Origin of the sequence: Microcoleus sp. B4-C2 (genome assembly GCF_036705265.1) — a bacterium.
GTDB lineage: Bacteria > Cyanobacteriota > Cyanobacteriia > Cyanobacteriales > Microcoleaceae > Microcoleus.
Genome location: NZ_JAUBUB010000094.1, coordinates 9147 through 24848, shown reverse-complemented (window position 1 = coordinate 24848; position 15702 = coordinate 9147). Strand labels below are relative to the sequence as shown.

Annotated in this window: 14 protein-coding genes; 5 read left to right on the top strand and 9 right to left on the bottom strand. The window is 48.7% G+C overall.

Annotation, left to right across the window (positions count from 1 at the left end; translation table 11 throughout):
• Positions 1–143 precede the first annotated feature (143 nt).
• From QUB20_RS22900 to tyrS, 3 genes are all read right to left on the bottom strand, one after another.
• Positions 144–725 (bottom strand): hypothetical protein, encoded by a 582-nt coding sequence (locus tag QUB20_RS22900; RefSeq protein ID WP_333249648.1) that lies wholly within the window; start codon positions 723–725, stop codon positions 144–146.
• 166 nt (positions 726–891) lie between these two features.
• A complete protein-coding gene (gene pyrF, locus QUB20_RS22895; RefSeq protein WP_333249646.1) occupies positions 892–1602 on the bottom strand; it encodes an orotidine-5'-phosphate decarboxylase in 711 nt (236 codons plus the stop codon).
• Positions 1603–1718: 116 nt separating this feature from the next.
• Complete coding sequence (gene tyrS, locus QUB20_RS22890; RefSeq protein ID WP_333249652.1) at positions 1719–2951, bottom strand: tyrosine--tRNA ligase; 1233 nt, start codon at positions 2949–2951, stop codon at positions 1719–1721.
• Positions 2952–3258: 307 nt separating this feature from the next.
• Between tyrS and QUB20_RS22885 the strand changes: the two genes are divergently transcribed.
• Positions 3259–5178 carry a transglycosylase domain-containing protein gene (locus QUB20_RS22885; protein WP_333249644.1) on the top strand — a complete coding sequence of 640 codons (1920 nt, stop codon included), beginning with the start codon at positions 3259–3261 and terminating at the stop codon, positions 5176–5178.
• A gap of 334 nt (positions 5179–5512) precedes the next feature.
• On the opposite strand, the gene QUB20_RS22880 is transcribed toward QUB20_RS22885, so the two are convergent.
• From QUB20_RS22880 to QUB20_RS22870, 3 genes are all read right to left on the bottom strand, one after another.
• On the bottom strand, positions 5513–5836 hold the full coding sequence (locus tag QUB20_RS22880) for a DUF1825 family protein (protein ID WP_006632589.1): 324 nt from the start codon (positions 5834–5836) through the stop codon (positions 5513–5515).
• A 217-nt stretch (positions 5837–6053) separates the two neighbouring features.
• On the bottom strand, positions 6054–6647 hold the full coding sequence (gene lepB, locus QUB20_RS22875; protein WP_333055946.1) for a signal peptidase I: 594 nt from the start codon (positions 6645–6647) through the stop codon (positions 6054–6056).
• A 396-nt stretch (positions 6648–7043) separates the two neighbouring features.
• A complete protein-coding gene (locus tag QUB20_RS22870; RefSeq protein ID WP_333055947.1) occupies positions 7044–9521 on the bottom strand; it encodes an ATP-dependent Clp protease ATP-binding subunit in 2478 nt (825 codons plus the stop codon).
• Positions 9522–10100: 579 nt separating this feature from the next.
• Here QUB20_RS22870 and QUB20_RS22865 point away from each other — a divergent pair.
• Entirely contained in the window at positions 10101–10289 is a 189-nt protein-coding gene (locus QUB20_RS22865) for a hypothetical protein (protein WP_333249642.1), read from the top strand.
• 99 nt (positions 10290–10388) lie between these two features.
• On the opposite strand, the gene rimI is transcribed toward QUB20_RS22865, so the two are convergent.
• Positions 10389–11003, bottom strand: a complete 615-nt coding sequence (rimI, locus tag QUB20_RS22860) for a ribosomal protein S18-alanine N-acetyltransferase (protein WP_333249640.1) — start codon at positions 11001–11003, stop codon at positions 10389–10391.
• Positions 11004–11183: 180 nt separating this feature from the next.
• On the opposite strand from rimI, the gene lysA reads away from it, so the two are divergent.
• The 3 genes from lysA to QUB20_RS22845 all read left to right on the top strand — a co-directional run bounded on the left by lysA (position 11184) and on the right by QUB20_RS22845 (position 14493).
• Complete coding sequence (gene lysA / locus QUB20_RS22855) at positions 11184–12602, top strand: diaminopimelate decarboxylase (RefSeq protein WP_333249650.1); 1419 nt, start codon at positions 11184–11186, stop codon at positions 12600–12602.
• 230 nt (positions 12603–12832) lie between these two features.
• Positions 12833–13726 carry a diadenylate cyclase CdaA gene (gene cdaA, locus QUB20_RS22850; protein ID WP_333055496.1) on the top strand — a complete coding sequence of 298 codons (894 nt, stop codon included), beginning with the start codon at positions 12833–12835 and terminating at the stop codon, positions 13724–13726.
• 20 nt (positions 13727–13746) lie between these two features.
• Positions 13747–14493, top strand: coding sequence for an isoprenyl transferase (locus QUB20_RS22845; RefSeq protein ID WP_333237832.1), 747 nt, complete (start codon positions 13747–13749; stop codon positions 14491–14493).
• A gap of 145 nt (positions 14494–14638) precedes the next feature.
• Here the strand turns inward: QUB20_RS22845 and QUB20_RS22840 are convergent, their stop codons facing one another.
• Together QUB20_RS22840 and QUB20_RS22835 are read right to left on the bottom strand one after the other, a co-directional pair.
• The gene (locus QUB20_RS22840) at positions 14639–14911 is read right to left on the bottom strand and encodes a DUF3143 domain-containing protein (protein ID WP_333039717.1); all 273 of its coding nucleotides are present in this window, start codon (positions 14909–14911) and stop codon (positions 14639–14641) included.
• Between the two features lie 90 nt (positions 14912–15001).
• Positions 15002–15481, bottom strand: coding sequence for a J domain-containing protein (locus QUB20_RS22835; RefSeq protein WP_333249637.1), 480 nt, complete (start codon positions 15479–15481; stop codon positions 15002–15004).
• Positions 15482–15702: the final 221 nt, after the last annotated feature.

Genomic DNA, 15702 nt, shown 5'->3' with positions numbered 1-15702 from the left:
GAATTTAACAGGCTTCTCAATTCACATATCATTTTCAGTTTGTTTTGTCAACTCCTAATACTGAACCGACGCCCTAGACGAAGATGACGTGCTTTCAAGAGGCTATTTTTAAGTGTAAAAAAAATCATTTGAACCAGCGAAAATTATGGCTTTGCACGACAATCGCGCAACCACAAACGAATAGCCTCAGCAATTTCGCTTTCACTATCTTGACTTAATAAAGGACGAATATCAGCCGCATTACCAAACCGAGAAACAAGTTTTGCCAATTCCCAACCGTTTTCCGTTTTAGTTAAAAACAACCAATGATATTGCTGAATTTCAACTCGTTTTTCCCCGCGATACTGCCGTTCCAAAGTAGTAATGAAAACTTGACTGGCATTTTCAGGAAGTGCATCTTCAAAATTTAAAGGTAACGGTTCAAACTCCGGGCGGCCCGCTAAAATTATTTGAGGCAGCGCGTAACCGGGCGGTGTGTTAGTGTTAGGAGAAAAGTGCGATCGCACAATTACGCGATTAGCATAACTCGGCAAATCTTGCAACAGGCGATCGACCAAAGTTTCCAAATCAGCCGGACAGGGCGATCGCGCTAACCAACCATACCCACTTGCGTTTATAGTGCGATCGCGATTTGTGACAAAATTAGCAGCCAAAGTCGGAGTTGCAACCGCAGATATCAGCAGATAAACACAGATGAACGCAGATAAAATTCCATTGGCGTTCATCGGCGTTTATCGGCGGTTAAAACTGAGATGTTGCACCATTCTCAATAAGCCTTTTATGAACAGGCAAGATGCCTGTTCCACAAAGAGTGAATTTTCTTGTGGAACAGGCATCTTGCCTGTTCTTGAGAATGGTGCAAGATGTGAGTTAAAAACAACATTCATATTGTTACTCCAACTCTTCACAAATCCGCGCAAAAGCCGCCGCCGGATCATCCGAAGCAGTAATCGGGCGCCCAATCACCAGATAATCCGCACCAGCTTTAAATGCGGCTTTTGGAGTCATCGATCGTTTTTGATCGCCTCCATCGGCCCATTTCGGACGTACACCGGGACAAACTAACACAAAATCATCCCCGCAACTCATCCTTAACTGTTCCACCTCTTGCGGAGAACAAACAGCCCCAGCTAAACCCGTTTCCTTAGCCAATAATGCCATGTGCAAAGCATATTCCGGCAACTCCAAAGGTATTTTCAACTCAAAAGCCAACTGTCGCGAATTCAAACTCGTCAACAGAGTAATAGCAATCAACTTAGGAGTCGGTTTATCCACAGCCGCCGCCCCTTCAGTCAAAGCCAACTGTGCCGCTTTCAAAGCATCTTTACCACAAGTAGAATGGATAGTCAATAAATCCACATTATACTTAGCAGCCGCCCGACAAGCACCAGCCACAGTATTCGGGATATCGTGAAACTTCAAATCGAGAAAAATCCGCTTTTCTCGCTGTTTTAAAATTTCCAGAATCCCCGGCCCGGAACTCACAAACAGTTCCAAACCCACTTTCCAGAAAGATACATCAGGCAGTTTGTCCAGAAGTGCGATCGCCTCTTCTTGACTCGAAACATCCAAAGCAACAATAATTCGATTATCAGCGTTCATAGCGCGTTCATCTTCAGTATTCATCTGCGGTTAAAAAAATAGATTAGTCATCGCAATAATTGCCTGTTTTGAACAGGCAAGATGCCTGTTCCACAATAATTATTGGAGATGTCTATTCAAGACACCAATCGCACAAACTTATTCTTCCCCACCTGCAAAACCTTACCGCCTAAATCAGCCGGTGATTCAAAAGTAAGGTTAACATCAGAAACCCGATCGCCCTCCAACTTCACCCCACCGCCCTGCATCAACTTCCGCGCATCACCGCTGCTTTTACAAAGCCCGCTAGCACTGAGAATATAAAACAACTTAGCCGGAAACTGCACACTTGCCAAAGAAAACTCCGCCACAGCATCAGCTTGTCCCGCAGCACCTTTAACCAGCGCAATTGCATCTTGTTGTGCGCGTTCCGCCGCTTCCGAACCGCGATACTGGCGCACCACATCCAAAGCCAAAAGTTTCTGTTTTTCTCGCGGATTTTCGGGCAATTCATCAAGTGGCAAATCTGTCAATAGTTCAAAATATTGGGCGATCGAACTATCAGCAATTTTCTCCAACTTAGAATACATCGTCAGCGGGTCTTCCGACAAAGCCACATAATTGCCCAAAGATTTCGACATCTTCTGCACCCCGTCAGTCCCTATCAAAATCGGCATCAGCAAACCAAACTGCGGCTTCATCCCAAAATGCCGCTGCAAATCTCTCCCCACCGCAATATTAAACTTTTGGTCAGTTCCCCCCAACTCCACATCAGCCTCCAAAGCCACCGAATCGTAACCCTGCATTAGTGGGTACAGAAACTCATGCAGATAAATCGCATTTTCCTGCTGCATCCGATTATCAAATCCCTCTTTAGCGAGCATCTGCTGCACCGTCATCGTCTTCAGCAGTTCCAAAATCTTCGCCAAGTCCAATTTCGACAACCACTCGGAGTTATAGCGAATTTCCAAACGTCCGGGCGTGTCAAAATCTAGAATCGGACGCACTTGGTCTAAATAAGTTTTGGCATTTTCCGCGACTTGTTCGGCAGTCAACTGGCTTCGCATCTCGGACTTTCCTGTCGGATCGCCAATTCTTGCGGTAAAATCTCCGATGACCAGTACCGCTGTGTGACCGGCATCCTGAAAAGCCCGCAGTTTGCGGAAGCAAATGCTGTGTCCCAAGTGAATGTCCGCCCCTGTGGCGTCGATTCCCAGTTTGACTCGCAAAGGTCGATCGACTTTTGCCAGGAGTTGGGCTAAATTTTCGTCAGAGTTGCTAGAATCAGGTCGATCTGGAAAAATCTCGCTGACGCCGCGGTAAAGCGCTGAAAGGTTAGGAGTTATCATCGGGGAGCGATCGTCCATCATATTTTGCCAAAGTGCAGCAGAATTAGTTACACTCACTGGTTGACGCATAAAAACATAACTACCAAGCTACTATAATCCCAAAGCTGACCGGCTTTCATTAGCTGACCCCGCCCAAAAACGGATACCAGTCCCCGACAACAGTCGTGGAGATCCCCAAATTTTAGACTCTTGTTCAAACTCCCAGATCCATCTGTGGAATAAATCTAAAATCTAAAATCTAAAATCTAAAATCGACTGACAGTCTCTAGGTTTCGCATCTAAAATTAAAAGTCTTAAACCCCAAATCGAGTGAGGAAGTGAAATCCACGTGTCAACCAACGCAGTCCGCAATAACACGGAAAACTCAGCCCCCGTATTCGAGTTTGTTCAGTCAGTCAGTAAAGTGACCGCCGGAACCATACTCAGCATGACAATGCTTGCCAGTTCCGTAGTCGCTGGTGGACTGGTTGGCTTAGCGATCAGCTTCCGCAATTTGCCAGATGTTCGGATCTTGCAAACCTACTCTCCCACAGAAACTACCCACATTTACGACATCAACGGCAAGCCCCTAGCTAGCATCCACGACGAAGCCAACCGGGATGTCGTACCCCTTGACCAAATCTCCCCGAACCTGAAACGAGCTGTTCTGGCGATCGAAGATAGCAACTTCTTCACGCACAAAGGCATCAACCCCGGCGGGATAGCCCGAGCTCTGATGGTCAACCTAGAGAAAGGTAGAACCGTTGAAGGCGGCTCGACTATGACTATGCAGCTAGTCAAGAACCTGTTCCTATCTCCCCAGTCAAAATTTAGTCGCAAGGTAGCTGAAGCGGTAATGTCTATCCGCTTGGAGCAAATTCTCAACAAAGACCAAATTCTGCAACTATACCTGAATCAAATCTACTTAGGTCACAACTTGTACGGCGTAGAGACAGCCTCTCGAAGCTATTTCAACAAATCAGCAAGTAATTTGACTCTTTCAGAAGCAGCGATGCTGGCCGGCTTAATTTCTGCCCCCGAAGAATACAGTCCTTTCGTCAATTACAAATTGGCAAAAGAGCGGCAAGCCCTCGTTTTAGGCCGCATGAAGGATCTTAAATGGATTACGCCGGCCCAAGAAACGGCAGCCCGCCAGGAAAAAATTAAGCTAGGGAAAATTACCTCTTTTGGCGGCTCTCAAGTTCCTTACGTAACACAAGCCGTAGTCCAGGAACTGACTAGGCGTTTCGGGCGAGATGCCGTGGTTAAGGGAGGAATGCGCGTTCAAACCACGATCGACCTCAAAATGCAGCGCATAGCCGAAGAAACCGTCAAAGCGTGGCACAATCGGCTTTACTACCAGGGCCTGTTTTACGATCGCCAGGAAGGTCAAATTGCCCTAGCCGCCGTCGATCCCCGCACCCACTTCGTCAAAGCAATGGTTGGCGGCGTCGATTACGAAAAGAGTCAGTTCAACCGCGCCATTCAAGCACGTCGCCAGCCCGGATCTGCTTTTAAACCTTTTATCTACTACGCTGCCTTTGCTAGCGGCAAATACGCCCCGGATTCAGTTGTCTACGACTCCCCTGTCGGCTACCGCGACGGCGACGGCTACTACTACCCTCAAAACTACGGTGGCGGCTTCTCCGGTGCTGTCAGCATCCGCAGAGCATTGGAAGTCTCTCTGAACATTCCCGCCGTCAAGCTTGGTCAAGAAGTCGGATTGAATAAAGTGATTGAGATTTGCCGCGTGCTCGGCATCAGAAGTCCGATGGAACCGGTGATTTCTTTGCCCTTGGGTGCAGTTGACCTCACTCCTTTAGAAATGGCCGGATCTTTTGCTACCTTCGCGAACAACGGCTGGCATTCTGACACCACGTTTATCGTGCAAGTCACTGACAGCAGTGGCAATGTCTTGCTCGACAATACGCCCAAACCCAAATTAGTTCTCAATTCCTGGGCGGCGGCATCTGTCAACAGCGCCCTGCAAGGCGTAATTACCAGCGGAACGGCAAGGGCGGCTCAACTTGGCCGGCCGGCTGCTGGGAAAACTGGTACAACTTCCTCAGAACGGGATATCTGGTTTGTGGGTTACGTGCCGCAGTTGTCGGTGGCTGTTTGGATGGGCAACGACAATTATAGACCCATGAGCTACGGTGCTACTGGCGGTGGGATTGTCGCCCCTGTTTGGCGCGATTTTATGAGCCAAGCTTTGCAGGGAGTTCCCGCAGAAAGTTTCAAACCTCCTTCAGCTTTTGAGCGCCCTTAATTATCAGTCAGTTGTCAGTTGTCAGTTGACTGTTGGCAGTTGGCAGTTGGTGTTTGACAGTTGACAATTGACAGTTGGCAGTTGACAATTACCAATTATTTCTCCTCTGACCGAAAGAATCCAGGATACAAGCCCCGGATTCATCCGTGGAGAAATAAAAAACCTGTATCAGATAAACAAGCCCCCGAATTTATGCGTGGGGTCAATGCTTCAATCTAAAATCTAAAATCTAAAATCTAAAATCGATTGACTTCTGGCTTCTGGCTCACACTCGATAATTAATCCGTGTATCCGTGTCAACATCCGTGTTGTGCCTTCCTTCTTCCTTCTGACACTAGGATTGTTTTTCCAGCTCAGATTTCATCCGCTCCAGCGTTGAGTTCATTTGCTCAAACATCTGCTGGGGCGTGATGCCAAATTGATTGAGCTGTGTTTTTAACTGCTCTACAGTCATCTGAGCCATGAAGTCCTCAGACAGCTCAAAGCGCTTCATAAAAATACGGTAGCGCTCCATCATCGATTCCATCTGAGCAATGAACATTTTCTTGCCTTCGCGATCGAATTTGCCGTAATTGCCACCTAGTTTGATGAGAGATTGATAGTCTTCAAACAACAGTTTGGCTTCTTGCTGAACAATTTCTGAATCAAAAAATCCCATAGCTTTCCTAATTTTTTAATATTCTACTAATTTTGATCTAAGCGAGAAATCCCGCTGCTTTTTCTACTATTTTATCAGTTGCCGGAGGAAGTCCCTACCCCTCAAGGTACAAGAATAAGTAGAAATTTCCGTACAGGAGAGGCATCGGGCATCGGACATCGGGCTTGCGATGACAACAGTCAACTGTCAACAGTCAACTGTCAACAGTCAACTGACTTCAAACTTCCCCGATGCGTTCTAGAGGCCAAAACCGCACTACAGCGCGGCCGATGATATTCTGCTTAGGTAAAAATCCCCACCTGCTGGAGTCGTTGCTGTTGTTGCGGTTGTCTCCCATCACAAAGTATTCATTTTCTGGAACGCGATAAGGCCCCCACTGGTATTTAGGAGGTTCGGCAATATATTTTTCGACCAGGGGTTTGTCGTTGAGATAAACTAAACCTTTTTTAACGGCGACGGTTTGACCCGGTAAGCCAATTACCCGCTTGATGAATGCTTGGTCTTGAGTAAAGCCTTGTTCTTGCAACTTTTCGGGCGGGGCAAATACTACGATGTCCCCAGTTTTTGGAGGTTCGAGGTAGTAGGAGATTTTTTCGACGACGACGCGATCGCCCACGTGCAGAGTGGGTACCATAGAATCTGAGGGTATGTAGCGCGGTTCGGCGACCAAGGCTCGAATCACTATTGCTAAACTCAAAGCAATAATCACTATCTGAAGATTTTCTCGCTGCGACTTCCACGCTTTCTGCCACCAGCTTTCAGGCGGATTTTCTGCTACTTCTGTACCCAAATTCTTTTTTTCAGATGTCATGAAAGTCCTCGCTATATAGTTGCCACTAATTATCTGATTAAGCTCATCAGCATTTAAATTGCATCTCTACAAATCATCAAACCATGACTAGCTGCACACGCGAACCAGCCCAAAATATACAATTTAAATGCAGTACAGCTTACCATTGAAGTATGTCGCTGTTAATTACTAGACGTGAAGTGCAGGCATTTGCAAAGTATCAAGAAAGGCATCGGCGTTGCACCTGCGATTTCCCTATCAATCAAAGATTTATACAATAAGTCTCCTCTTGATATTAACTCATAAAAAAGGCAGAGAATTTAAATTCTCTACCTTTTTTATGTGAGGATTTTGAGTTGTTTGCGATTACGAGATTGGTTGTTTCCCAACTTAACTCGCGATCGCACTTACTCAAACTTACTCAACGCCTTGGGGCAGCAATTCCCGCTTTTGACCTTGCAGCACCTTAACAATTCCGTCCTCACCCACATCCACAACAGCGGTGTCGCCGTCTTTGATGCGGCCAGAAAGGATTTCCTCAGCCAAGCTGTCTTCCAGCAAGCGCATAATGGCGCGGCGCAGGGGTCGGGCTCCGTAGCTGGGGTTGTAGCCTTCTTCTACCAGCCGTTCTTTGAATTTTTCGGTCACTTCCAGGGTGATTCCCTGTTCTGTCAAACGGCTGAACACTTCTTTGAGCATAATGACGGCGATTTCTTTGACTTCTTCCCTGTTCAACTGGCGGAAGACGATAATTTCGTCGAGTCGGTTGAGGAATTCGGGGCGGAAGTAGTTTTTGAGTTCTTCGTTAACCAAAGAACGAATGCGGTTGTAATTAGCATCGGCTTGGTTGTCGCTGAACTCGAAGCCGAGGCCGCCGCCACCTTTTTCAATCACCTTAGAACCGATGTTGGAGGTCATAATCAGCAGCGTGTTTTTGAAGTCCACGGTGCGGCCTTTGGCATCTGTTAAGCGGCCGTCTTCCAATATTTGCAACAGCATATTGAAGACATCGGGGTGGGCTTTTTCGATTTCGTCGAACAGAACGACAGTGTAAGGACGGCGGCGGACTGCTTCTGTGAGTTGGCCGCCTTCGTTGTAGCCGACGTACCCTGGCGGAGAACCGATGAGTTTGGAGACGGTGTGACGTTCCATGTATTCGGACATATCCAGGCGAATCATCGCGTCTTCGGAACCGAAGAAGTAGCCTGCTAGGGCTTTGGTGAGTTCGGTTTTGCCGACGCCGGTAGGCCCGGAGAAGATGAAACTGGCGATCGGGCGATTGGGATTTTTCAAGCCAACGCGAGCGCGACGGATGGCGCGGGAAACGGCTTTCACTGCTTCTTCCTGGCCGATCAAGCGCTGGTGCAAGGTATCTTCCATGTGCAGCAGCTTTTCGGATTCGGATTCGGTCAGTTTGTTGACCGGGACGCCCGTCCAGCTTGCCACGATTTGAGCAATGTCTTCTTCGGTGACAACTGGCGATGGGTCGGTTTCGCCGGTACGGGCCGAGTCGGTTTTTTTAGCTTGGGAAATAGCGCGAATTTCGGCTTTAATGGTCATTTCTCGATCGCGCAATTCGCCGGCTTTGTCAAAGTCTTGAGAACGCACCGCTTCGTCTTTATCTTTGAGGACTTGGCGGAGTTCTTTGTCAAGTTCTTTGGCTGCGGGGGGCAGTTGGGAGTTGATCAGGCGAACTCTCGAACCAGCTTCGTCTACCAAGTCAATTGCTTTGTCTGGTAGGAAGCGATCGGAGATGTACCGATGTGAGAGTTTGGCTGCAGCTTCCAGGGCCGTGTCCAAAATTTTCAGCTTGTGGTGCTGTTCGTAGCGTTCCCGCAGACCGAAGAGAATCTCGATCGTCTCGTCTACAGTCGGTTCGCCGACCATAACGGGCTGGAAGCGCCGTTCTAGGGCTGCATCGCGCTCGATGTGCTTGCGGTACTCGTCTAGGGTGGTAGCACCGATACACTGGAGCTCGCCTCTAGCCAAAGCCGGCTTGAGGATGTTGGCTGCGTCGATCGCGCCTTCAGCCGCACCCGCACCGATCAAAGTGTGCACTTCGTCAATCACCAAAATCACGTTACCCGCTGTGCGGATTTCGTCCATGATTTTTTTGAGGCGTTCTTCAAATTCGCCCCGGTATTTAGTACCGGCAACCAGCAAGCCGATGTCGAGGGTAACAACGCGCTTTTCTTCGAGGATGTCTGGGATATCGTTGTTAGCAATGCGCTGGGCGAGACCTTCGGCGATCGCGGTTTTACCGACTCCGGGTTCCCCGATGAGCACCGGGTTATTTTTCGTGCGGCGACCGAGGATTTGAATTACCCGTTCGATTTCTTTTTGGCGTCCGACTACTGGGTCTAGTTTGCCATCGACCGCCATTTGAGTCAGGTTGGCTCCAAATTCATCCAGGGTTGGAGTCTTGGTGCGGGCACCGCCGCCCGTGGCTGCGACTTCTGCGGTTTCTCCCAGCATCCGAATCACTTGGGTGCGGACTTTCGACAAGTCTACTCCCAGATTTTCCAGGACTCTGGCCGCTACTCCTTCACCTTCGCGGATCAGGCCCAGCAGCAGGTGTTCAGTACCTATATAATTGTGTCCGAGTTGGCGAGCTTCTTCTAGGGATAGTTCTAGAACCCGCTTGGCGCGGGGAGTGAACGGAATTTCGACTGCTACGAAGCCGGAACCGCGCCCGATGATTTTTTCCACTTCAATGCGCGCGTCTTTCAGGTTGACGCCCATTGATTTGAGGACTTTCGCTGCAACCCCGGTTCCTTCTCCGATCAGACCCAGGAGGATCTGTTCTGTCCCTACGAAGTTGTGACCCAGGCGGCGAGCTTCTTCCTGGGCCAACATGATTACTTTTATTGCTTTTTCTGTGAAGCGTTCAAACATGATTTATTCCCATCACCTGCTGCTATGTGCCCGTTTCGAGGTCACGCTCGCACAACGAGCGTTTGTGTTCGAGTGTTAACTCGTACTGCTTATTCTAGCGCGACACTCCCAACCTATCTGCCGCACTCGGCTGCGGTTGCAGATTCCAGGCTCATGTTGCAGGGTGGCTTTCAACTGGGAAGACCCAAATGGTGGCTGACCTACAACCTCCCCTAGACTGCAAGAAGATTGCTCTTCTCGGCCCGTGCCCAACCTACGACTGCGTATTGATGGATTCTAGCATAATCTTTTTGGCTGTCATGCAGGTGCAAAAGTGATAATTCTCGAAGTACAGGGCGGGTTTTGCACAAAACTTATTAGTTTGATGGGCGATCGATCCCCTAAACTCATCCTTAAGCAGCAGCCCATCTCCCGAATATGTTGGTTTGGGATGGCGACAGCGAGCTGGGCTTTCTTCATCTAAAATTTTGCCCCCGATTCGTTGAAGATTTGGGTAGTCTTCATGTTGTCAGTTGTGCGATCGCTCCTGCATCAATTAGTGAGGTAATGACTATCTGGCGCGGTGAGTTTTTTGGCTAGATGGCACTGTTTAGTGGAGAACCAAGTCCGGTATCGATCGCCGCCGTTGACGATTTGCAAGTTCTTGTTATCTACTCGGATGCTGTAAATACGATGATTGAACGTCAACCCAGCTTGGGGCGCGAGATAGGTCAAATTATCGAAGCGCGAAGCAAAGCGGTAAATATGGCCGGGCAGGCAGATGTTTAGTCCAATACTGAGGTTGATTCCCTATGAGGATTTTGAACTAAATTGATATGGAGTAACCCATTATTTATCAATGCCAGTTAAATGCACAACAAATTACATTCAAAACTCAAAACTATCGATCGCCAAATGCCAGTTTTTCTGATGCAGCCGATCGCACATCTCCCGTTTCTCATCCGCCAAATCTCGCTGAAATTCCGGTTTTTCCAGACCGCTGCGCCACATTACCAGAGCATCTTCTCCGGTGTCTTCGTAGTATCGCTTGCGCCGTCCAGCCTCTTTAAAACCAAACTTTTTGTACAGGTAAACTGCGGCTAAATTCGATTCCCGCACTTCTAAGGTTGCCCGTTCTAATTGCCTGTCGCAAGCCGATTTTAGCAAAGCCAAAAGCAGAGCTTGTCCCAAACCCTGCCCTTGAAACTGAGGATGAATTGCCAGCATGATAATGTGAGCTTCTTCTAAAATCGCCCACAAACAACCGATACCAATGAGAGTTGGCGGAATCTGTAGGGGCGGTGTCTCCGTGCCCGCCCGGTTTTGAGCTGATTCACAGTCGTCAGTTTCCCATGTCCAAAGACCTAATAAATCGCTGTTAGGACTGTCTAACTCGCGCCTGTAGCCTTCGATCGCCCAAAGTCCCCCAAAACAAAGTCGATCGAGTTCGACTGCACTGTTGAGGTCTTCTGCAGCGAGATGTTTAATTTGTAGAAAACGCACAGTCGATTTTAAATTTGAGATTTGAGATTTGAGATTTGATCATTACTCACTGCAAGGATGCTCCAGTTCGATCGAGTCTCAGTCAGTCAGCCTGCTTGCGGAATGAATCTGGGGGCAACTGACCCAATTGCTTGCCGTCAATTGTACACTGGGAAAGACCGTAAGGATAGTTATTGCGCGATGGTATCAACTCAATCTTTCGGGGTGGAATCGGGACTTAAGTATCTGTCTGAGTCTCAACAAGCTCTGCAAACTCGATCGCCCAATCAAGAACTGTTACCGCTGACAGCCAGTGTTAACAGCAGCGATCGGTTGGAAATCGGAGGCTGCGAGGTGACAGCTTTGGTGGAGCAATTTGGCTCGCCGTTGTATATTTTAGACGAAGAAACGTTGCGGGCGGCTTGTACCCAGTACCGGGATGCTTTCGGGCGTTACTATCCGGGCGAATCTCAAGTGCTCTATGCTTCTAAAGCTTGGAGTTGTTTGGCAGTTTGCGCGATCGCAGCGGACGAAGGTTTAGGCATAGATGTCGTATCCGCCGGAGAAATCTACACTGCACTGCAAGCCGGAGTCAGTCCCGACAAAATCTACTTCCACGGTAACAACAAGTCCCGCGAGGAACTCCAGCTAGCTGTCGAAAGCGGCTGCATTACCGTAGCCGACAATTGGCGGGATTTAGAGACTCTAGCAGAGTTGGGAGAATTGGGTGTCAGCAGCCTCACAGGTGGGCCGACACGAGTTATGGTGCGGTTTACTCCTGGAATTGAGTGTCACACCCACGAGTACATTCAGACGGGTCAAATCGATAGTAAATTTGGCTTTGATCCCAACTCACTCGATCGAGTATTTAAATTCATCAGCCAACAATCGTCGTTATTTTGCGTGGGAGTACACGCTCACATCGGCTCTCAGATTTTTGAACTGCAACCCCATGACGATTTAGCCGAAGTCATAGTTCAGGCCTTGACTAAAGCACAGAGTTATGATTTGCCAGCGACAGAAATTAATATTGGCGGCGGGTTGGGCATTCGCTATACTGAAGCGGACGATCCTCCCAGCATTGAAGATTGGGCTCGTACAATTTGCTCCGCAGTGGTAGCAGCTTGCGAGCGGCAGCAATTGCCATTACCAAAATTGCTTTGCGAACCGGGTCGATCGCTCGTCGGTACAGCTTGCGTTACAGCTTACACCGTTGGCTCTAAAAAAGTCATTCCGTCCATGCGGACGTATCTAGCTGTGGATGGAGGGATGTCGGACAATCCGCGTCCTATTACCTATCAATCAGTTTATCGAGTCCTCGCAGCCGGTAAAATGTCTGCTCCCTTAAAGGAAACAGTGACAATTGCTGGGAAACACTGCGAGTCAGGAGATGTTCTGATTAAAGATGCCAAATTGCCAGAGTGTCATGCCGGAGATGTCCTCGCGGTTACGGCCACAGGGGCATACAATTACAGCATGGCTTCTAACTATAACCGAGTACCCCGACCGGCAGCGGTTTTAGTGAGAAATGGGGAAGTTAACACGATTATACAGCGGGAAACTTACCAGGATTTGCTAAGGCTTGACCGCCTTCCTGAACGACTCGGAGCTCAAAAGTAAAAACTTAGAAGTTAAAAGTTAAAAGTTAAAAGAAAGACAATCCATGTTTACTTAGTGACGATTGCCTTTTCACTTTTAACTTTTGCCTTGTTCAGTCACGCGATTGGATTGACACTCCCCGGTCTAAAAACACGGGGATTTTCAGAGTATTCCTTATAACAACTGTTCATGGTTCACGGGTTCGAGTGCATCACGGTTCGCGGTTCACAGGCGGTAGCGTTCGATGAACCATGAACAATCAACAATCTGGCTTTGACTTGGCCCTGGTTCAGTCCTTATTGATTCAAGGGATCGATATTGGACTGGTTTTTGCCCTTGCGTATTTGGTGCTCGTCATTGTTGGCGAGCGCAGAACGCTGTGGATGGTACGGGGATTTATCATTTTGATGCTGGCGGCGGCGGTGAGCAACTGGGCTGGATTGAGGCTGTTGCACGTTGCGCTAAATAGCTTGGTGACTGGTTCGGCTGTGGCAATGGCGGTAATATTGCAGTCGGAGTTTCGCCGATTTCTGGAACAATTGGGTCGGGGGGAATTTCGGCAATTGTTTGGACGCGATCGCCGGCCAACTCCCGAACCGGACAGCGTAATAGATGAAATTGTGGACGCAGTAAAAGAACTTTCGCAAAACCGGACGGGCGCTTTACTAATTATAGAAACAGATTCTCCGATCGACGATCGAGATTTTTCTGTGCCGGGGTTAAAGCTAAATGCTGAAGTTTCTAAAGAATTGTTGCAGACTATCTTTCAGCCACAAACTTTGCTGCACGACGGGGCTGTTTTGATTCGAGGTTCGCGGATCGTGTCGGCGGGAGTAATTTTGCCTTTGTCCGATCGCACTGCGTCGCGGCAGTTGGGAACGCGCCACCGGGCGGCGATGGGGATTACGGAACGGGTGCAAGCTTGCGTGTGCGTGGTGGTGTCCGAGGAAACGGGTTCTATTTCTTTAGCCCAGATGGGACTTTTAAATCGACCTTTGACTAGCAACAAACTTAAGGAATTGCTGGAAGCAAAGCTGTTTCCGTCCGAGGGAGAAAGAGTTGTGGCTCCAATTCCGATCGGCAATCTCGGACGCCAGATAGGATTGAAGGGAGTGACGCTATTAAAACGGATACTGCGCCGTTAGTCGGGTAATCGGGAGAAACCATGAGTCAAGGAATTTGCTTGGAAAAGTTGCCGGAGGATCTGCAACAGGAACTACTGCCTAAGCACATAGCAGTGATTATGGACGGGAACGGGCGCTGGGCTAAGAAGAAGGGCTTGCCGCGGATTGCGGGGCACCGCCGAGGAGCTAGCACTCTGAAGGAACTGCTGCGCTGCTGCAAAGATTGGGGGATTCCAGCTTTAACGGCCTATGCTTTTTCGACGGAGAATTGGGGGCGGCCTGCCGGGGAAGTGGATTTTTTAATGAGTTTATTTGAGGGAAAGTTGCGACAAGAATTGCGGGAGATGGTGGACGAGGACGTGCAAATTCAATTTATGGGGAATTTGCAGGCTTTGCCGAAGTCTTTGCAGGCCCAAATCGAGCGTTCTGTGACGGCCACTCAGCATAATCAGGGGATTTTGTTTACGGTGGCGACGAATTACGGGGGGCGTCAGGAGATTGTACAAGCTTGTCGGGCGATCGCCACTCAGGTGAAAGAGGGCAAGTTGCAGCCGGAGGAGATTGATGAGGTTTTATTTAAACGCTATTTGTATACTGCTGATGTTTGTGACCCGGATTTGCTGATCCGGACGAGCGGGGAAATGCGGTTGAGCAATTTTCTACTATGGCAAATGGCTTATTCGGAAATTTACATTACTGAGACGCTGTGGCCGGATTTTGATCGATCGGAGTTTCACCGCGCTTTGTCTGATTATCAGAAGCGCAGTCGCCGATTTGGCAAAGTCTAACGATTTTGGATTTGGGATTTTAGATTTTAGATTTTTTGGTTGATTTTTTAGTTTCCAAGTAGGTCATCTCCTGCTCAACATAACGAATTTAGATTTTAGATTGGAGGACAAATCTAAAATCTAAAATCTAAAATCTAAAATCAAATTAGGGGCCGGAGAAAACGGCCGCTTCAATGTCTTGACGTGAGAGGGAGTATTTGAATGCTCGCTGAATGTCTTGGCCGTCGGCTCCAGCATCGATGTAGCGGACGGTAAGTTGGTCAATATCGAGGGAGAGTTCTGCTTTCCATGTAAGTTGCTCGATCTGCCAGCAGTGGAGTTCTCGCCGATCTTGCTGGCAGCCGCGGCTTTTTAGCCACTGCTCGATTTCCGGGAGTGGATGGTTGTACAAAGGAGTGTCAGCGGAAGGAAGAGTCATGGGATTTTAGATTTTAGATTTTGGATTTTAGATTGGGGATTTCGGATTGGGGATTTCCGATTGTAGATTGGAGATTTGGGATTGGAGGCTTTAATTGCCGCGAATTAAGCTGATCGCGATCGCCAGTACCAAACATCCGATTAAGCTAGCTCCCATGATAAACAGAGCGAACATTTCTCCGGGAGAAAGGGGTCGATCCGTGGGATCTAGGTAAGCGGAGTTGGAAGTTTTTTTGCCCGATCCCGAAACCGGAGTATTGAAGCCTGGGGGCGACTGAATCACGTTCAGGCGAGAATAGCCTATTTTGAGGTCGTAGGCGAGGCGACGTTCTGGGTTGCTGAGGGTGGCGTAGGCGTTGTTGAGCTGCTGAAATTTGGCGGTGGCGACTGCGGGCGGCAGCTCGGTGGTATCGGGATGGTAGAGTTTGCTCAGTTCCCGGTACGATCGCCGAATTTCGATCGGCGATGCGGAAGGATGCAGCCCTAACAAGCCGTAGTAACTAGAACCCAAGGGGGTTTTGCCGGGTATTTTCTGACTTTTGCTGTTTGCCGTTCCCTCGTTAGGAGTCACCTCAGCGCCTCTGGGCTTGTTTATAATTTTTGATTATTTTAGAGCAGATTTGAGGGTAGCGCCACTGTCTGCGATGTCGAGGGGTTGAGGGTGGGCGATCGGCTCAAGGTACGATCGCCCACTTTAAACTATGAATTGGTCGAGCGCAAATTCTGCACATCCTCAACGCTAAGGCCCGTAACTTGGGCGATCGTGGCATTATCTAGCTGTGAAAGTAATTG